We start from the raw sequence: 17,678 nt of genomic DNA on the forward strand, positions 1-17,678 counted from the left end.
AGGAAGTGCGCGCCGCCCGGGCAGCATGAAAATGAGAATGGATATCATTACATAAATCGAAAGCCGGCTCAATCCGTCCGCGCACGAAGCGGCAGGTCCGACGTTCGCGAGAACGCGGACGAAATGCACTTTTTGCAGCGCGATGACGATCGATAGACCAAAAATGCCGGCAAAACGGTGCCCGCAAGCCGCGGACAGCCGTTCGTAAGAAGCCGCCCGACGTCAGCCCGTTCAGCGCAACGGCGGCAACGGAAACCGCGGCGCGGCCTCGTCCGGCGCGGGCTCGGTGCGATCGAGCGCGTACAGCCACGCGAGCAGGTCCGCGACCGCCTGATAGAGCTGCGGCGGAATCCGGTCGTCGAGATCGACCTGCATCAGCAGCGACACCATCTCCGGCGCCGTATGCACGTACAGCCCCGCGTCGTGCGCGCGCGCGACGATCATCTCGGCGAGCACCCCGTAACCCTTCGCCACCACGCGCGGCGCCGCATCGCCGCCTTTCGGATCGTAGACGAGCGCGGCCGCGCGCTTGCGGGACGTCATGCTCATCGCAGCGCCTCGTCATCGTCGCCCGGCACCCGTGCGCCGGGGCCGCCGGCCGCGCCGCGCGCGTATGCGGCGGCGGCTGCCTGCGCGGCGAACAGGTCGAAGCCGTCGGGCCCGTCGTCGACCGCACGGATCGACAGCCCGCCCACCCTGAGCCCGGATCCCTCGAGCCGCTGCCGTAGCGCGGCTTCGTTGCGCGCGAGACGGTCGGCGCCCGTCTGGTTCGCGCGCAACCGCGCGACGAGCTGCGCGCCGTTCAGCACCAGCTCGGCATCGACCGTACCGAGCGACGGCAGCGTCAGCGTCAGGCGCGTTCGCCACGCGATACCGTCGCCCGTGTCGTCGTCGCCGCCGCGCGGTGCGCGATGGCCCGGCTCGTCGGGTTCGATCGTCCAGTCGAGCCGCGCGCCGGGCCACGCCTCGCCGGTCCAGCGAAACTGGTCGGTCGCGAGCGCATCGAGCTGCTGCCGAACGAGCGGCACGGCGGCCGGGTGCACGGTCGCGAGCGGCGACGCCTGCGAATCGGACGATGCGGCGGCCAGCTCGGCACGCGCGGGCGTCCAGCGCGTATCGGCGTGCGCCGCCAGCGGATCGGCGGGGTCGGCCGGCAACGATGCGCCCTGCCGGGCCGCCGTCGGCGCGGCCTGCGCAAGATCGTGCGCAGGCGCGCCGCCTTGGGCCGGCGGTGGCGCGCTGGCCCGTGCGGCGGCCGGCAGCGACGGGCGCTGCGCGAGCAGTTCGTCGAGCACGTCGGTCGGCTCGTGCGGAACGGCTTCCGGCTCGGCCGGCGCGAGCGCGGTCGCGAGGCGTGCCTGCGGCTCGCGCAGCAGCGCCGCGAGCGGACGCTGGCCGGCCAGCCACTGCGCCAGATGGGATTCGTAGAAGAGGCCGCTTTCACTCACGGCCTGCGCGAGCGCCGCGCGCAACGCCACGGCCTGCGGCGGCGCGGCCGCATCGCGCACCGCCGCGGCGGGCGACGCTTCAGCGGAAGCCGGCGTGGAAGATGCAGCGGAACCGGACGCAGCCGGCACGGGCGCGGGCACGGGCGTATCGGCGAGCAGCACGGCGGGATCGGCCAGCAGCGGCAGCCGCCCGACGATCGCCGGCGTCGCATCGCCGCCCGAGCGCGAGATCGCGTCGAGCGCGCGCCCGACCTCGGACAGCGCGGTCTGCGTGGAAGCAGGCGGCGCGGCGGGCGGGCTGCCGGCCGGCGGCGGGGACGACGCGCCGGCGCCCGGCGTGCCGACCTGCGAGGTCGCGCCGCCGCCGGCGGGCGCCGATACGGTGCCGGTCAGCAGGCTGTCGAGACGGCTCGCCAGCAGTGCGGCCGCAACGGAGTCGATACCGGTCATGATCGGAGCCTGCTCACCTTCGGGTCCGTTCCGTATGCAAGCGGACCCTGCACGTCGTTGCGAATGCGGGCGCGGCACGCACGCCGGTGCCGCCCGCGGGAACAGCGCGCGCCGCGTGCGGCACCGGGCCCGGGCGCCTCGCCCGTCTCCCGGAACACGGCCCTACCCGCGCGCGCGATAGAGATCGGTCAATACCTGGGTCGAGCGCCGCGCCTCGAACAGCGCGGACAGCCGCGCGACGTCCGGGCTCGCGAGATCGCGGATCGCGGCGTCGTCGGCCAGGATGCGACGGATCAGGTCGAGCTTGCGGCCGAGATCCGATTCGTCGAGCGCGACGCCCGGATCGGCCTCCTTCAACCCGTCGACGAGCTGCATGAATTCGGCCTGCAACCCCGGCAACGCGCTCCAGTCGGCATCGCGCGCGGCGCACAGCATCCGGCCCGACACGGCGGCGAGCGCCTCGTAACGCGCGAAGTATTCGGCCTTGTGACTCATCGTGATGCTTCCGCTACCTGTTGCGCGGCCATCCGCGCGACTTCCGGGGCGATGCCCGTCCATGCTTCCTCGAGCGTCGCGAGCAAGCCGTCGACCTCGACCAGCATCGCGTCGCTCGCCTGCGCGTTCGCTTCCAGCAAACGCCGGCCGATATACGCATACAGCGCATTGAGCCGGTCGGCGATCTCGCCGCCCGCGTCGCGGTTCAGCGACGCCTGCAGGCCGCTCTCGACGATCCGGATCGCCTTGCCGATCGCTTCGCCGCGCCCGGCTACGTTGTCCTGCTGCAAATGCATGCGCGCCAGCGCGATCGCCTGCCGCGCGCCCTGGTACAGCATCGCGATCAGCCGGTGCGGGGAGGCGCCCATCACCCCGGTCTCGACGCCGACACGCGCGTACGCACTGGCTCCAGCGTGTCCTGGGGAAAACATGCGCTTCTCCTTTTACTTGCCTTGGGCTGTACGGGAGCCGCCGTCGTGCGTCGCACGGCGCGGCCTTCACCGAGTTATCGGAAGGGATTTGAAAAGCTTTAGGTGCGCCGGGGCTGCCGTCGGGCAAGCGATGTCGGCCCGCCGGCCCCGTTCCGCAAGCGCCGAACCGTCCCGGGATGCCCGTCGTCGGCCGACCGGCCCCGGATGCCCGTCGTCGGATGTCCGCCCCCGGATGCCCGTCGCCGGATGCGCGCCCCCGGATGCCCGTCGCCTCACACCGACATCTGCATGATGTCGTTGTAAGCGCTCACTAGCTTGTTGCGGACCTGGAGCCCGAACTGGAAGCCGATATTGGCTTTCTGCATGTCGACCATCACGTCGTTCAGCGAGATGTTCGGCGCGCCGACCTCGAACGCCTTCGCCTCGCCGAGCGCGTGCTGCTGGTCGCCGCTGATCTTGTCGAGCGACGCCTTCATCGCGCTCGCGAACGTGCCGGCCGTCGCCGCGCCCGAGCCGGCCAGCGCCGCCGTCGGGCTCGCGACGCCGCCGGACGCCTGCGCGGCCATCGACTGCATCTGTTGCAACACCGAACCGATTCCGCTGACGTTCGCAGTCATGCTGTCCCCAGACATAGAGAAGAAACCCGGACGCACCGGGTGATCCGCCGGCGCCGCACCACGCGCACCATGCCGGATCGCGAAAAAGGATAGCAGCGCGGCGCGCGTCAAAGCCGAGAAAGTACGGGGGAAACCCCGCTCTTTTCGGTCGATCGGAGTGCGCCGCGGGTCACGATAATCGCATCGTGTCATTGTCCGCCCGCTCGTCCGAGCGAGCTCAGTCGTCCCGCTCCGGAGAAACTCGACGCATGGATTCGCAGGCCAACTCGCTGATCAACCCAGACGCCCGCGCGGGCCTCAGCCCGGCGCCCGCCACCGCCGCGGCCGCCGCGTTGCCGGGCGCGGGCGGCGCGGGCGCGGACTTCGGGCTTGGCGGCTTCGCGGAACGCATTCCCGGCATCTCGCGGATGAAGGGCAACCCGAAGCTGCCGTTCGTGATCGCCGTCGCGTTCGCGATCGCCGCGATCACCGCGCTCGTGCTGTGGAGCCGGGCGCCCGACTACCGCGTGCTGTACAGCAACCTGTCGGACCGCGACGGCGGCGCGATCATTGCCGCACTCCAGCAGGCAAACGTTCCCTACAAGTTCGCCGATGCCGGCGGCGCGATCCTCGTGCCGTCGAGCCAGGTGCACGAAACGCGCCTGAAGCTCGCCGCGATGGGGCTGCCGAAGGGCGGCTCGGTCGGCTTCGAGCTGATGGACAACCAGAAATTCGGCATCAGCCAGTTCGCCGAGCAGATCAATTACCAACGCGCGCTCGAAGGCGAGCTGCAGCGCACCATCGAATCGATCAATGCCGTGCGCGGCGCGCGCGTGCATCTCGCGATCCCGAAGCCGTCGGTGTTCGTGCGCGACAAGGAAGCGCCGAGCGCGTCGGTGTTCGTCGACCTCTACCCGGGCCGCGTGCTCGACGAGGGTCAGGTGCAGGCGATCACGCGGATGGTGTCGTCCGGCGTGCCCGACATGCCGGCGAAGAACGTGACGATCGTCGACCAGGACGGCAACCTGCTGACCCAGACCACATCCGCCTCCGGCCTCGACGCGAGCCAGCTCAAGTACGTGCAGCAGGTCGAACACAACACGCAGAAGCGCATCGACGCGATCCTCGCGCCGATCTTCGGCGCCGGCAACGCGCGCTCGCAGGTCAGCGCGGATCTCGATTTCTCGAAGATCGAGCAGACGTCGGAAAGCTACGGCCCGAACGGCACGCCGCAGCAGGCTGCGATCCGCAGCCAGCAGACCAGCAGCGCGACCGAACTCGCGCAGGGCGGCGCGTCGGGCGTGCCGGGCGCGCTGTCGAACACGCCGCCGCAGCCGGCTTCCGCGCCGATCGTCGCCGGCAACGGCCAGAACGGGCCGCAGACGACGCCGGTCAGCGACCGCAAGGACCAGACGACCAACTACGAGCTCGACAAGACGATCCGCCATCTCGAACAGCCGATGGGCAGCGTGAAGCGGCTGTCGGTCGCGGTCGTCGTCAACTACCAGCCGATCGCCGACGCGAAGGGCCACGTGACGATGCAGCCGCTGCCGCCCGCGAAGCTCGCGCAGGTCGAACAGCTCGTGAAGGACGCGATGGGCTACGACGAGAAGCGCGGCGACTCGGTGAACGTCGTGAACAGCGCGTTCTCGACCGTGAGCGACCCGTACACCGACCTGCCGTGGTGGCGCCAGCCCGACATGATCGCGATGGCGAAGGAAGCCGCGAAGTGGCTCGGCATCGCGGCGGCCGCGGCGGCGCTCTACTTCATGTTCGTGCGCCCGGCGATGCGCCGCGCGTTTCCTGCGCCCGAGCCGGCCGCGCCGGCGCTCGCGGCGCCGGACGACGCGCTCGCGCTCGACGGCCTGCCCGCGCCGGAAAAGGCGGCGGAGGAAGTCGATCCGCTGCTGCTGGGCTTCGAAAACGAGAAGAACCGCTACGAACGCAACCTCGACTACGCGCGCACGATCGCCCGCCAGGATCCGAAGATCGTCGCCACCGTCGTGAAGAACTGGGTGTCCGATGAACGCTGAAGGCTTGACCAAGAGCGCGCTGCTGCTGATGTCGATCGGCGAGGAAGAGGCCGCGCAGGTATTCAAGTTCCTCGCGCCGCGCGAGGTCCAGAAGATCGGCGCCGCGATGGCCGCGCTGAAGAACGTCACGCGCGAGCAGGTCGAGGACGTGCTGCAGGAGTTCGTCAAGGAAGCCGAGCAGCACACCGCGCTGTCGCTCGATTCGAGCGAGTACATCCGCTCGGTGCTGACGAAGGCGCTCGGCGAGGACAAGGCCGGCGTGCTGATCGACCGCATCCTGCAGGGCAGCGACACGAGCGGCATCGAGGGCCTGAAATGGATGGATTCGGGCGCGGTGGCCGAACTGATCAAGAACGAGCATCCGCAGATCATCGCGACGATCCTCGTGCACCTCGACCGCGACCAGGCGTCCGAAATCGCGTCGTGCTTCACCGAACGGCTGCGTAACGACGTGCTGCTGCGGATCGCGACGCTCGACGGCATCCAGCCGGCCGCGCTGCGCGAGCTCGACGACGTGCTGACGGGCCTGCTGTCCGGCAGCGACAACCTGAAGCGCAGCCCGATGGGCGGCATCCGCACGGCGGCCGAGATCCTGAACTTCATGACGAGCGTGCACGAGGAAGGCGTCCTCGAAAGCGTGCGCCAGTACGACGCCGATCTCGCGCAGAAGATCATCGACCAGATGTTCGTGTTCGAGAACCTGCTCGAGCTCGAGGATCGCGCGATCCAGATGGTGCTCAAGGAAGTCGAGTCGGAAACGCTGATCGTCGCGCTGAAGGGTGCGCCGCCGGCGCTGCGCCAGAAGTTCCTGGCGAACATGTCGCAGCGCGCGGCCGAACTGCTCGCCGAGGATCTCGACGCGCGCGGCCCGGTGCGCGTGTCCGAAGTCGAGACGCAGCAGCGCCGCATCCTGCAGATCGTGCGCAACCTCGCCGAGAGCGGCCAGATCGCGATCGGCGGCAAGGCGGAAGACGCGTATGTCTGATTCGGCGAGCGATCGCGTGGGCACCCTCACCGCATACCAGCGGTGGGAGATGGCGTCGTTCGACCCGCCGCCGCCCCCGCCGCCGCCCGACGACGCGGCGGCCGCTGCCGCCGCGCTCGCCGAGGAACTGCAGCGCGTGCGCGACGCCGCGCACGCCGAAGGCCATGCGGCCGGCCACGTCGAAGGCCAGGCGCTCGGCTACCAGGCCGGTTTCGAGCAGGGCCGCGAGCAGGGTTTCGAGGCCGGCCAGGCCGACGCCCGCGAACAGGCCGCGCAGCTCGCGGCGCTCGCCGCGTCGTTCCGCGAAGCCGTATCGGCGGTCGAACACGATCTCGCGTCCGACCTCGCGCAACTCGCGCTCGACATCGCGCAGCAGGTCGTGCGCCAGCACGTGAAGCACGACCCGGCCGCGCTGGTCGCCGCCGTGCGCGACGTGCTCGCGGCCGAACCCGCGCTGTCCGGCGCGCCGCATCTCGCGGTGAATCCGGCCGACCTGCCCGTCGTCGAAGCGTATCTGCAGGATGACCTCGACACGCTCGGCTGGAACGTGCGCACCGACGCGTCGATCGAGCGCGGCGGCTGCCGCGCGCATGCCGCGACCGGCGAGGTCGACGCGACGCTGCCCACGCGCTGGCAGCGCGTGGCCGCCGCGATCGGCAAGGTGAGCACGTGGTGACGCGCTTGCCCGACGCGCTCGCGCACGACGGCATGACGCCGCTCGAACGCGAACTCGCGCTCGCGTCGTTCGGGCCGGCGGCCGCGCACGATCCCGCCCACGACACCGCGCCGCATGCAGCGGCCTCGGCCGCCGCCCCGCGCGCGCCGCACAATCCGCATCTCGCGCACTGGCGCACGCACCTGAACGGGCTCGCCGCACGCAGCCACCACGCGCTGCCGCTGCGGCCGTGCGGACGCCTCACGCGCGCGGCCGGCCTCGTGCTCGAAGCGATCGGGCTGCGCCTGTCGGTCGGCGCCGAATGCACGATCGAACTGCCGCCCGGCAGCACGCTGCCGCACGCGGTAGCCGAAGTCGTCGGTTTCGGCGGCGACCGCCTGTTCCTGATGCCGACCACCGACGTCGCCGGCGTCCTGCCCGGCGCACGCGTGTGGCCGCGCGAAAGCGCGCCCGTCACCGATCCGCTCGCGGGCGCGAAGCGGCTGCCGGTCGGCTGGGAAATGCTCGGGCGCGTCGTCGACGCGTCGGGCCGCCCGCTCGACGGCCTCGGCCCGCTCGCGTCGAAAGTCGACGCGCCGCTGTCGGCGCCGTCGATCAACCCGCTCGATCGCGAGCCGATCCACCACGTGCTCGACGTCGGCGTGCGCGCGATCAACGCGCTGCTCACCGTCGGCCGCGGCCAGCGGATGGGCCTGTTCGCCGGCTCCGGCGTCGGCAAGTCGGTGCTGCTCGGCACGATGGCGCGCTACACGAGCGCGGAAGTGATCGTGATCGGCCTGATCGGCGAACGCGGCCGCGAAGTGAAGGAATTCATCGAACAGATCCTCGGCGAGGACGGGCTCGCGCGCTCGGTCGTCGTCGCGGCGCCGGCCGACGTGTCGCCGCTGTTGCGGATGCAGGGCGCCGCGTACGCGACGTCGCTCGCCGAGTATTTCCGCGACCAGGGCAAGCACGTGCTGCTGCTGATGGATTCGCTGACGCGCTACGCGATGGCGCAGCGCGAGATCGCGCTGGCGATCGGCGAGCCGCCCGCGACGAAAGGCTATCCGCCGTCGGTGTTCGCGAAGCTGCCCGCGCTCGTCGAGCGCACCGGCAACGGGCCCGAAGGCGGCGGCTCGATCACCGCGTTCTACACGGTGCTGACCGAAGGCGACGATCAGCAGGACCCGATCGCCGATTCGGCGCGCGCGATCCTCGACGGCCACATCGTGCTGTCGCGTGCGCTCGCCGAGGCCGGCCACTATCCCGCGATCGACATCGAGGCGTCGATCAGCCGCGCGATGACCGCGCTGATCGACGAAACGCATCTCGATCACGTGCGGCAGTTCAAGCAGATGCTGTCGCGCTACCAGCGCAATCGCGACCTGATCGCGGTGGGCGCCTACGCACCCGGCCGCGACGCCCAGCTCGACCGCGCGATCGCGCTCTACCCGCGCATCGAGGCGTTCCTGCAGCAGGGCTTTCGCGAATGCGCGCCGTTCGCATCGAGCCTCACCGCGCTCGATGCGCTGTTCGACGCTTACGGAGGCTGATCCCGATGGCCCACGGCTTTCCCCTTCAGTTGCTGCTCGACCGCGCGCAGGAAGACCTCGATTCGGCCGCGAAGCAGCTCGGCACCGCGCAGCGCGACCGCACCGCGGCGGCCGAACAGCTCGACGCCCTGCTGCGCTATCGCGACGAATATCACGCGCGCTTCGCGCAATCCGCGCAGAGCGGGATGCCGGCCGGCAACTGGCGCAATTTCCAGGCGTTCATCGACACGCTCGATGCGGCGATCGCGCAGCAGCGCACCGTGCTCGCCGCGGCCGAAGTCCGCATCGACGAGGCGCGCCCGAACTGGCAGCAGAAGAAACGTACCGTCGGCTCGTATGAAATCCTGCAGGCGCGCGGCGTCGCGCAGGAAGCGCAGCGCGACGCCCGGCGCGAACAGCGCGACGCCGACGAACACGCCGCGAAGATCCTGCGCATGCGGGCCGACGCGGCCCGCTCGTCGTAACCGACCACCGCATTCGAACGAGAGAACCGTCATGCCTCCCCTCCCCCTGCTCGGTGCGCTGCTCGACACCGCCGGCGCCGCACTCAAGGCCGCCCGCGGCTCGGGTGCGTCCGCCGCCAACGATGCGTCGGCCGCCGCGAGCGCCGTGCCGTTCGCGCAGACGCTGAAGCAAAGCGTCGCCACGCGCGGCGATACGGCCAACGCCGGTACACCGGACGTGCCGGCCAAACAGGTTTCGTCGAAGCCGGCAGCCGGTGCAAAGGCGTCCGGCACGAACGACGACGACGCGACCGACGATACGGCCGCGACCGCCACCGCCAACCCCGATGCCGCCGCGCTCGCGGCCGCCGCCGCCGTGCAGGCGCAACTGCAGGCGCGCGTGGACCAAACGCCGCCCGCTGACGCAGCGACCGCCGCTGCCGCTGCCGCCACGACGCAAAAGACGGCCGTATCCGGCCAGCCGGACGCCACGGCCATGCTCGCCACCCATGCAACCCAGGACGCGGCCGCCCAACCGAGCGACCCGGCATCGAGCCGCGACGCGCTGCAAGCCGCGCTCGCCAAGCTGACGGGCGGCGCGGGCGCGATCGCGATGCCGGCGAGCGGCACGGCCGCGGCCACACCCGCGGCCGCAGCCACGACGGCGACGGCGACCGCCTCGAATGCCGCCGCGCCGCTGACGCCGAAAGTGCCGACGTTCGACCGCACGCTCGCCGACGCGAAAGGCGCGCTCGCCACCCAGCAGACGCCGGCTCAGGTCACCCCGCAAGCGCTGCAGGCCGACGCGAACGCGCAGTCCGGCACCCAGCACGCGCTCACGGCGGCCAGCAACGCGACGGACCCGGCCGCCAGCGCGACGCTCGCGGCCGGCGCAACGGCCGCCGCCGCCGCGCAGGCGAACCTGCAACTGTCGCCGGCCGCCGGCGCGATCGCCGCCGCCAACGCGCACGTGCTCGCGCCGCACGTCGGCACGGCCGACTGGACGGATGCACTGAGCCAGAAAGTGGTGTTCCTGTCGAATGCGCACCAGCAGAGCGCCGAGCTGACGCTCAACCCGCCCGATCTCGGGCCGCTGCAGGTCGTGCTGCGCGTCGCGGACAATCACGCGCACGCGCTGTTCGTGTCGCAGCACGCCCAGGTGCGCGACGCGGTCGAAGCCGCGCTGCCGAAGCTGCGCGAGGCGATGGAAGCGGGCGGGCTCGGGCTCGGCAGCGCGACCGTCAGCGACGGCGGCCTCGCCTCGCAACAGCAGCCCAACCCGCAGCAGACCTTCGCCGGCGGCCAGTCGTCGCGACGCGGGAACGGCGGACCGTCAGCCGTCGATGCACCGGCCGACGCCGCGCAATCCGCACCGGTCGCCGTGCGCGCGAGCCGCGCCGGCCTCGTCGATACGTTTGCCTGAGCATGGCCGCCGCCGTGCGCGCGCCGCCTAGCGGCCGTGCACCACGGCAGCCGCCTCGCCGCGCGGCACGCTGCCCCGGCGCGCCGCGACGATGAAGTCGGCCGCGCGTTCGCCGATCATCACCGACGGCGCATTCGTGTTCCCGCCGATCAGCGTCGGCATCACCGACGCATCCACCACGCGCAGCCCGTCGACGCCGCGCACGCGCAGTTGCGGATCGACGACCGCGCGCGCATCGCTGCCCATCCGGCAGGTGCCGACCGGGTGATAGATCGTGTCCGCATGCGCGACGATCGTCGCGCGCAGCTCCGCTTCGCTCTGGTCCGGCCGCGTGTACAGCTCGCGCCCGCCCTGCGACGCGAGCGGCGCCTGCGACAGGATGCGCCGCATCGCCTGCGTGCCGCGCACCAGCAGGTCGAGGTCGCGTGAATCGCTGAAGAAGCGCGGATCGATCAGCGGCGCGTCGCGCGCATCGCCGCTCGCGAGCGCCACCGTGCCGCGACTGAACGGCCGCAATGCGCACACGTGCAGCGAATAGCCGAAGCCCCAGTGCATCTTGCGGTTGTGATCGTCGACGAGCGCCGTGCAGAAATGCAGTTGCAGGTCGGGCCGCTCGAGCGACGGATCGCTCTTGATGAAGCCGCCGGCCTCCGCGACGTTGCTCGTCATCATCCCCGTGCGGCTCGAGAAATAGCGCGCGAGCGCCGGCGTCATTTTCGCGATGCCGCGCAGGCACACGCCGACCAGCTCGGACGAATTCACGCGCGTGTTGATGATGAAGTCGATGTGGTCGATCAGGTTCGTGCCGACGTCCGGCGCATCCTGCACGACCGCGATCCCGTGCCGGCGCAATTGCTCTGCCGGGCCGATCCCCGAGCACATCAGCAGTTGCGGCGAATTGAACGCGCCGGCCGACAGAATCACTTCCGCACGCGCGCCGAAAGTCTCGACCCGCCCGTTGCGCGATACGACGACGCCGACCGCGCGCTTGCCGTCGAACCCGACGCGCAGCACCGTCGCATCGGTGATCACGTGCAGGTTCGGCCGGTCGCGGCCGTAGATGTACGCGCGCGCCACGCTGCAGCGCGAGCCGTCGCGATGCGTGACCTGATAGAAGCCGACGCCTTCCTGCGTCGCGCCGTTGAAGTCGTCGTTCAGCGGATAGCCGGCCGCGTGCGCGGCCTGGATGAATCGTTCGGAGAACGGATTGCGAAAGCGCAGATCCGACACCGACAGCGGGCCGTCCGCGCCGTGCCACGCGTCGGCGCCGCGTGCGTTGCCTTCCGCGCGGCGGAAATACGGCAGCACGTCCTGCCAGCCCCAGCCCGTCGCGCCGAGCCGCGCCCACTCGTCGTAGTCGCCCGGGTGGCCGCGCGTGTAGATCATCGCGTTGATCGCGCTCGAACCGCCCATCCCGCGCCCGCGCGGCTGGTAACCGCGCCGCCCGCCGAGGCCCGGCTGCGGCACCGTCTCGTAGCCGTAGTTGGTGCCGAGCTTGAACGGCACCAGCGCCGCGATGCCGACCGGCATGTTGACGAGCAGGTTGCGCTCCGTATGCGAGCCGGCCTCGATCAGCGCGATCGTCGCATCGGGGCAGGCATCGGCGAGACGGCCGGCGAGGCTCGATCCGCCCGAACCGCCGCCGACGATGATGTAGTCGTATTGCATGTCACGTCTCCGTCGTGTCATGGAAGGCGCCCGGCACCGCCGCGCGACCGCGTCTCCTCTTGTGTTCGGGCATTGTAGGAATGGCCGTCGCGTGCGCGGCGCGCGGATTCAAGAGCGATTCCTCTAAACGCCCGCGTGAACTAAATTTAAGATGTACCGATGCGCTTCGCGCGATGCACCGGCCACGAGAAGCCGATTCGTCGCGAAACGGGAGGAACGACGATGCAGCGCCGGATTCTGCAGGCCGCGTGCCGACCGGGTGATCCGCAGGCCACGCGCGCGGCCCGCATTTCATTTCAAACGGCGGCCCGCGCGACGATGCACGGCGTCATGCGCGCGGTCGGTCGAAATCGAACGACGCGTGTCGTCGCCGACCGTTTGGACGGTGTGTCGGCGCCGACGCACGATGCGCGGCGACCCGCCGTCGCATACGCATCGCACTGCCCTGCCGCGGCGTATCGGCAGACGATCGCAAGGCGGCATCGCGTGCCCGCTCGTCACCGTATCGAGTCGTGTGCGCAGGCCGTGCGGCACGATTTTCGGACGCGGGCACCGTCGCGCGGATACGACGCCTGCCGCGTGCCGCAACCGGTTTTCGAATACCCGTCGCATCCGGCCCCGTGCCGTGCGACACGCATCACCCGATCCGCGTCGCCGCGCTCGCCGAGCGTGCGCGTGCGGCGTGACGGCCGGCCGATCAGCCAGGCCCAACTGGAGGAGACGACATGAAGAACGACCTGCCCGAACTGGCCCCTCAAGCACTGCCGTCGGTCGACACGCTGACGTCGCTGCTGCACGACCAGCGCGCGGCGTACCTGCGCGCGCCGTACCCCGCATGGGACACGCGTGCGCAGCACCTGCGCGCGCTGCGCACGATGCTGATCGATCACGCGGATGCGCTCGCCGACGCGATCAGCGCCGATTTCGGCCATCGCGCGAAACAGGAAGTGCTGCTGTCGGAAATCTGGATGGCGAAGGAAGAGATCGACGATGCGCTGAAGCACGGCAAGCGCTGGATGAAGCCGATCCGCAAGCCGATGAACAAGTGGCTGCGTCCGGCGCGCGCGAAGGTGATTCCGCAGCCGCTCGGCGTGGTCGGCATCGTCGTGCCGTGGAACTACCCGGTGCTGCTCGCGGCGGGCCCGCTGATCTGCGCGCTCGCCGCCGGCAACCGTGCGATCGTCAAGATGTCCGAACTGACGCCGCGCACGTCGGCGCTGTTCGAGCAGCTCATCGGCAAGACCTTCGCGCGCGACCACGTCGCGGTCGTGAACGGCGACGCAGAGGTCGGCGCCGCGTTCAGCGCGCTGCCGTTCGATCATCTGCTGTTCACCGGCTCGACGCACGTCGGCCGCCACGTGATGCGCGCGGCCGCCGACCACCTCACGCCCGTCACGCTCGAACTCGGCGGCAAGTCGCCGGCGATCGTCGGCCCGAATGCGCGCTTCGACGCGGCCGTCGACGCGATCGTCGCCGGCAAGACGCTGAACGCCGGCCAGACCTGCATCGCGCCCGACTACGTGCTGCTGCCGCGCGGAATGGAAGGCGCGTTCATCGAGCGCGCGCGGACCCGCTTCGCGAAGCTGTATCCGGACCTGTCGGCCAACGGCGACTACACGACGATCGTGTCGCCGCGTCACTACGCACGCCTGCAGCAACTCGCGAGCGACGCGCAGGCGGCCGGCGCGCAGCTGCATCCGCTGTCCGACGCGCAGTCCGATCCCGCGTCGCGCCGCTTCGTGCCGTGCGCGGTCACGCACGCGCCGGCCGCGTCGCCGCTGATGCAGGAAGAGATCTTCGGGCCGCTGCTGCCGCTCGTGCCGTACGAGCGGATCGACGAGGCGATCGCGTACGTCAATGCGCGCCCGCGTCCGCTCGCGTTGTACCTGTTCGACGAGGATCGCGGCACGATCGACCGCGTGATGCGCGAAACGGTCTCGGGCGGCGTATCGATCAACGAAACGCTGATGCACATCGCGTGCGGCAGTTTGCCGTTCGGCGGCGTCGGTGCGAGCGGCATGGGCGCGTATCACGGCTACGACGGCTTCGTGACGTTCTCGAAGATGAAGCCGGTGCTCACGCAGGCACGGCTGAACGCACGCAACCTGCTCGCGCCGCCGTACGGCAAGCGCTTCGCCGCGCTGATCAAGCTGATGCTGAAGTTCTGAGCCGGCCGGGCCGCGCGCGTCGCGTCGCGGCCCTTGCGCGCCTGCCGCGCGGCGTCGATGCCGCGCACGCGGCCGTCACACCGGCCAGAGCGGCCCTTCCTGCATCGCGCCGATCTGCTCGCGCAATTCGAGCACGCGCGCTTCCCAGTAACGATGCGTGTTGAACCACGGGAAGGCGGCCGGAAACGCGGGGTCGTCCCAGCGCCGCGCGAGCCACGCCGCGTAATGGATCAGCCGCAGCGTGCGCAGCGCCTCGACCAGATGCAGCTCGCGCGGCTCGAATTCGCAGAAATCCTCGTAGCCGGCAAGCAGGTCCGCCAGCGCGCGCGACGCGCCTTCGCGATCGCCCGGCAGCAGGAGCCACAGATCCTGGACGGCCGGCGCCATCCGGCTGTCGTCGAAGTCGACGAAATGCGGGCCGGCATCGGTCCACAGCACGTTGCTCGGATGACAGTCGCCGTGCGTGCGCAGCAGACGAATCTCTCCCGCGCGCTCGAACGCGGCCTCGACGCCTTCGAGGGCGAGCGCGACCGCGGTCGCGTATGCCGGTCTTACGTCATCCGGAATGAAATCGTGCGCGAGCAGATAGTCGCGCGGCTCGTAGCCGAACGTATGGATGTCGAGCACGGGACGTGCGACATACGGCTGCGTCGCGCCGACCGCATGAATGCGGCCGATGAAGCGGCCGAGCCATTCGAGCGTGTCGCTGCGGTCGAGATCGGGGGCGCGGCCGCCACGCCGCTCGAAGATCGAGAAGCGGAAACCGTCGAACGCGTGCAGCGTGCGGCCGTCGAACGATCGCGCGGGCACCGCCGGAATCTCGCGCGCGGCGAGTTCGGCGACGAACGCATGTTCTTCGAGAATCGCGTCGTCCGACCAGCGCGCGGGCCGATAGAACTTCGCGACGACCGGCGGGCCGTCTTCGATACCGACCTGGTAGACGCGGTTTTCGTAGCTGTTGAGGGCGAGCAGTCGCCCGTCGGTGCGCAGGCCGACCGGCATCAGCACGCTGTCGAGCGCGTCGAGCACGCATTCGGGCGTGAGGCCGGCGAACGGCGGGCTGGCGGGAGAAGCGGGAGCGGAAGTGGCGTCTGTCATGCCCCGCATTGTGCCGCCAGCCGGACCGAAAGACGAGCGTCCGATGCGATGTGTGCTTAGTGAAGCGCCGCGCCGGCCGGCAGGACGGATTCGCCGGTGTCGATCAGATCCTCCAGAAAGAACGGCTCGGTGTTGAGTTCTTTCGACTCACCCGGCACGCCCTCGTACCAGGTCACCATGGCCATGTCGCCCAGGATGCGCTGGACGATGCCGCGCGCGCCCTTCGGCACCGCGATATGGGTAGTGCAGACGATCGACCCGATATGCATGATGGTTCCCCACTCTTGAATCTTGAAACCCGGCCCGCTGGCGAGCCGGCAAATGCGCGATCCGCGCCGCTCTCGGCGGAGCGTTGCGCGTGATCCCATTGTTCACGGTTTATCGAAGCGCGAAAAGAAGAAGAAGCAGGCGAAGCGCCGCGAATTCGTCGAATGTCTCCAATCAACCACTGCGCCGGGCACGCACTTGCCCGCCCGGCTTCCCCCATCATACCCTGTCGAATGTGACTGCCCGCCGAAACCGCCCGGCGCCGCCGCGCGCACGTGATCGACGCAACGCGCGTACCGCTTCGCTTCTTCCGTGCGGGATCGTCGGCACACGCGCCGCGATCGGCGCCCACATCACGTCGCGCGCATCGCATGCCGATCGCTTTTCACCGTTCGTCGAATGCTTGCGTGCGCAGCGGCCGACGCATCGGTGTCGGCCTGCATCGACGCAGCCCATCGCTCGCGACAGGCAGCCGCCGACAGGAGTTGCACTCGACGGTTGCCTTGCTGTACCTTAGGCTTTCATTCGCGTTCAATCGCATTCCGACACGATGTATCCGCTCACGTCCGCCCTCGCCAGATCCCGGCCGCAGTTCGACTCGCGGCCGCAGGCGTGCGTGCATCCGTCGGTCCTTCCTCCTCCTGTCGCACCGCCGCTCGTCTGCGCTGCGCCGCCCCCGCCGGCGGCACGCGCCGGCTGACTGGCCGGCTTCCGTTTTCGTCTTCCATTCGCGCCGTCGGCTATCGATGCGTGCGTCATGACGCACGGCACGTTGCCGCGCGCGAATGGAACGTTTCGATCCGTTCGACAGGTGGATTCACATGGTTTCGTTCAAACGCGCGCTTGCCGCGCATGGCGCGACGTCGCTCTTCGTTCTGCTGTGGAGCAGCGGCGCGATCTTCGCTGAACTCGGTCTGCGTCACGCATCCGCGTTCGCCTTTCTCACTGCCCGTTTCGCGCTCGCATCGCTCGTGCTGCTCGCGCTGGCGTTCGTGCGCAAACGCTGGCTGCCGCCGCGCGGCGAGCGGCGCATGGCCGCGCTGACCGGCTTGCTGATGATGGGCGGCTATTCGATCTTCTACCTGCTCGCGCTCGAGCGCGGCATCGCACCCGGCGTGCTCGCGACGATCCTCGGCGTGCAGCCGATCCTCACGCTCGCGATCGTCGAGCGTCGTCACTGGCAGCCGGTGCGCATCGCGGGGCTCGCGCTGTCGCTCACCGGCCTCGCGCTCGTTGTCGGCCGTGGCGTGAGCGGCGGGACGGGCGGCCTGTCGGCTGCCGGCATCGCGTGCGCGCTCACGGCGCTCGTCGCGCTGACCGTCGGCTCGCTGCTGCAAAAGCGCGTACGCGCGGCGCCCGCCGACGTGCTGCCGCTGCAGAATGCGATCGGCCTCGCGCTGTGCGTCGCGATCGTGCCGTTCCGGCCAGTGTCGTTCGACACGAGCTGGGCGTTCGTCGTGCCGCTGCTGTGGCTCGGCATCGTGATTTCGGTGATCGCGCAACTGCTGTTCTACCGGTTGATGCAGCGCGGCGATCTCGTCAACGTGACGAGCCTGTTCTATCTCGTGCCCGTCGTCACCACGCTGATGGATGCCGTGTGGCTCGGCAACCGGCCCGAGCCGCTCGCGCTCGCCGGCATGGGCGCGATCATCGCCGGGCTCGCGCTCGTGTTCCGCGCGCCGGCCGCACGCCCGCAACCCGACCGTGCGTAAGCGCGCGGGCCGCCGCGCCCGCGGATGCGGCGGCCCGTATCGGACACATACGACGATTCCGCGGCAATCGAAAGGAACGGGAAAGATTCATGCAAGGCGTTCGTCTTGCTTGTACGAAAACCGCGCGCTTCTCGAGGCTTTCCACTGATTTTTAATGGTTCGGATAGCGAAAAACGCCGCCGGTTGCCTATACTCGAATGGACCGGCCTGCACGCAACGGGCCGGACCACACTACAAACACCCGGCATGGGAC

At 70.2% G+C, this 17,678-nt stretch carries 16 protein-coding genes; 8 read left to right on the forward strand and 8 right to left on the reverse strand.

What is annotated here, in order from left to right:
* Positions 1–231: 231 nt before the first annotated feature.
* The 5 genes from CFB46_RS03480 to fliE form a co-directional block, all read right to left on the reverse strand.
* A complete protein-coding gene (locus CFB46_RS03480) occupies positions 232–549 on the reverse strand; it encodes an EscU/YscU/HrcU family type III secretion system export apparatus switch protein (protein ID WP_027785707.1) in 318 nt (105 codons plus the stop codon).
* Positions 546–1,898 (reverse strand): flagellar hook-length control protein FliK, encoded by a 1,353-nt coding sequence (gene fliK, locus CFB46_RS03485; RefSeq protein ID WP_089499276.1) that lies wholly within the window; start codon positions 1,896–1,898, stop codon positions 546–548. Before fliK ends, CFB46_RS03480 begins: the two co-directional genes overlap by 4 nt.
* A gap of 162 nt (positions 1,899–2,060) precedes the next feature.
* Positions 2,061–2,393, reverse strand: coding sequence for a flagellar protein FliT (locus tag CFB46_RS03490; protein WP_027785709.1), 333 nt, complete (start codon positions 2,391–2,393; stop codon positions 2,061–2,063).
* Entirely contained in the window at positions 2,390–2,824 is a 435-nt protein-coding gene (gene fliS / locus CFB46_RS03495; protein ID WP_006486995.1) for a flagellar export chaperone FliS, read from the reverse strand. Before fliS ends, CFB46_RS03490 begins: the two co-directional genes overlap by 4 nt.
* A 272-nt stretch (positions 2,825–3,096) precedes the next feature.
* Positions 3,097–3,441, reverse strand: coding sequence for a flagellar hook-basal body complex protein FliE (fliE, locus tag CFB46_RS03500; protein ID WP_006486991.1), 345 nt, complete (start codon positions 3,439–3,441; stop codon positions 3,097–3,099).
* Positions 3,442–3,689: 248 nt separating this feature from the next.
* Between fliE and fliF the strand changes: the two genes are divergently transcribed.
* From fliF to CFB46_RS03535, 6 genes are read left to right on the forward strand one after another with little or no spacing between them, the layout of a single operon-like run.
* Positions 3,690–5,453, forward strand: a complete 1,764-nt coding sequence (fliF, locus tag CFB46_RS03510) for a flagellar basal-body MS-ring/collar protein FliF (protein ID WP_089499277.1) — start codon at positions 3,690–3,692, stop codon at positions 5,451–5,453.
* A complete protein-coding gene (gene fliG, locus CFB46_RS03515) occupies positions 5,443–6,438 on the forward strand; it encodes a flagellar motor switch protein FliG (RefSeq protein ID WP_027785711.1) in 996 nt (331 codons plus the stop codon). The genes fliF and fliG overlap by 11 nt, the downstream gene beginning before the upstream one ends.
* Complete coding sequence (gene fliH, locus CFB46_RS03520; RefSeq protein ID WP_027785712.1) at positions 6,431–7,114, forward strand: flagellar assembly protein FliH; 684 nt, start codon at positions 6,431–6,433, stop codon at positions 7,112–7,114. The genes fliG and fliH overlap by 8 nt, the downstream gene beginning before the upstream one ends.
* 32 nt (positions 7,115–7,146) lie before the next feature.
* Positions 7,147–8,646, forward strand: a complete 1,500-nt coding sequence (gene fliI, locus CFB46_RS03525) for a flagellar protein export ATPase FliI (protein ID WP_152777888.1) — start codon at positions 7,147–7,149, stop codon at positions 8,644–8,646.
* 5 nt (positions 8,647–8,651) lie between these two features.
* Positions 8,652–9,110 (forward strand): flagellar export protein FliJ, encoded by a 459-nt coding sequence (gene fliJ, locus CFB46_RS03530; RefSeq protein ID WP_011546447.1) that lies wholly within the window; start codon positions 8,652–8,654, stop codon positions 9,108–9,110.
* 31 nt (positions 9,111–9,141) lie between these two features.
* Positions 9,142–10,512, forward strand: coding sequence for a flagellar hook-length control protein FliK (locus CFB46_RS03535; RefSeq protein ID WP_027785714.1), 1,371 nt, complete (start codon positions 9,142–9,144; stop codon positions 10,510–10,512).
* A gap of 27 nt (positions 10,513–10,539) precedes the next feature.
* Here the strand turns inward: CFB46_RS03535 and CFB46_RS03540 are convergent, their stop codons facing one another.
* Positions 10,540–12,180, reverse strand: coding sequence for a GMC family oxidoreductase (locus tag CFB46_RS03540; RefSeq protein WP_027785715.1), 1,641 nt, complete (start codon positions 12,178–12,180; stop codon positions 10,540–10,542).
* Between the two features lie 725 nt (positions 12,181–12,905).
* Between CFB46_RS03540 and CFB46_RS03555 the strand changes: the two genes are divergently transcribed.
* Positions 12,906–14,348, forward strand: a complete 1,443-nt coding sequence (locus tag CFB46_RS03555) for a coniferyl aldehyde dehydrogenase (RefSeq protein WP_027785717.1) — start codon at positions 12,906–12,908, stop codon at positions 14,346–14,348.
* A 75-nt stretch (positions 14,349–14,423) separates the two neighbouring features.
* Here CFB46_RS03555 and CFB46_RS03560 read toward each other — a convergent pair whose 3' ends face one another.
* Entirely contained in the window at positions 14,424–15,446 is a 1,023-nt protein-coding gene (locus CFB46_RS03560; protein ID WP_089499278.1) for a serine/threonine protein kinase, read from the reverse strand.
* 56 nt (positions 15,447–15,502) lie between these two features.
* Positions 15,503–15,715, reverse strand: coding sequence for a hypothetical protein (locus CFB46_RS03565; RefSeq protein ID WP_027785719.1), 213 nt, complete (start codon positions 15,713–15,715; stop codon positions 15,503–15,505).
* A gap of 819 nt (positions 15,716–16,534) precedes the next feature.
* On the opposite strand from CFB46_RS03565, the gene CFB46_RS03575 reads away from it, so the two are divergent.
* Positions 16,535–17,425: a DMT family transporter gene (locus CFB46_RS03575; protein WP_027785720.1), complete on the forward strand. Its 891-nt coding sequence runs from the start codon at positions 16,535–16,537 to the stop codon at positions 17,423–17,425.
* Positions 17,426–17,678 lie beyond the last annotated feature (253 nt).

Source organism: Burkholderia sp. HI2761 (genome assembly GCF_002223355.1).
GTDB lineage: Bacteria > Pseudomonadota > Gammaproteobacteria > Burkholderiales > Burkholderiaceae > Burkholderia.

Bases quoted from the DNA above. Each gene is read 5' to 3' on its own strand.
- CFB46_RS03560 (WP_089499278.1), bottom strand. From the start codon at position 15,446: ATGACAGACGCCACTTCCGCTCCCGCTTCTCCCGCCAGCCCGCCGTTC.
- CFB46_RS03540 (WP_027785715.1), bottom strand. From the start codon at position 12,180: ATGCAATACGACTACATCATCGTCGGCGGCGGTTCGGGCGGATCGAGC.
- CFB46_RS03555 (WP_027785717.1), top strand. From the start codon at position 12,906: ATGAAGAACGACCTGCCCGAACTGGCCCCTCAAGCACTGCCGTCGGTC.
- fliE (WP_006486991.1), bottom strand. From the start codon at position 3,441: ATGACTGCGAACGTCAGCGGAATCGGTTCGGTGTTGCAACAGATGCAG.
- CFB46_RS03490 (WP_027785709.1), bottom strand. From the start codon at position 2,393: ATGAGTCACAAGGCCGAATACTTCGCGCGTTACGAGGCGCTCGCCGCC.
- fliJ (WP_011546447.1), top strand. From the start codon at position 8,652: ATGGCCCACGGCTTTCCCCTTCAGTTGCTGCTCGACCGCGCGCAGGAA.
- fliG (WP_027785711.1), top strand. From the start codon at position 5,443: ATGAACGCTGAAGGCTTGACCAAGAGCGCGCTGCTGCTGATGTCGATC.
- CFB46_RS03480 (WP_027785707.1), bottom strand. From the start codon at position 549: ATGAGCATGACGTCCCGCAAGCGCGCGGCCGCGCTCGTCTACGATCCG.
- fliI (WP_152777888.1), top strand. From the start codon at position 7,147: ATGACGCCGCTCGAACGCGAACTCGCGCTCGCGTCGTTCGGGCCGGCG.
- fliS (WP_006486995.1), bottom strand. From the start codon at position 2,824: ATGTTTTCCCCAGGACACGCTGGAGCCAGTGCGTACGCGCGTGTCGGC.
- fliH (WP_027785712.1), top strand. From the start codon at position 6,431: ATGTCTGATTCGGCGAGCGATCGCGTGGGCACCCTCACCGCATACCAG.
- fliF (WP_089499277.1), top strand. From the start codon at position 3,690: ATGGATTCGCAGGCCAACTCGCTGATCAACCCAGACGCCCGCGCGGGC.
- CFB46_RS03565 (WP_027785719.1), bottom strand. From the start codon at position 15,715: ATGCATATCGGGTCGATCGTCTGCACTACCCATATCGCGGTGCCGAAG.
- CFB46_RS03575 (WP_027785720.1), top strand. From the start codon at position 16,535: ATGGTTTCGTTCAAACGCGCGCTTGCCGCGCATGGCGCGACGTCGCTC.
- CFB46_RS03535 (WP_027785714.1), top strand. From the start codon at position 9,142: ATGCCTCCCCTCCCCCTGCTCGGTGCGCTGCTCGACACCGCCGGCGCC.
- fliK (WP_089499276.1), bottom strand. From the start codon at position 1,898: ATGACCGGTATCGACTCCGTTGCGGCCGCACTGCTGGCGAGCCGTCTC.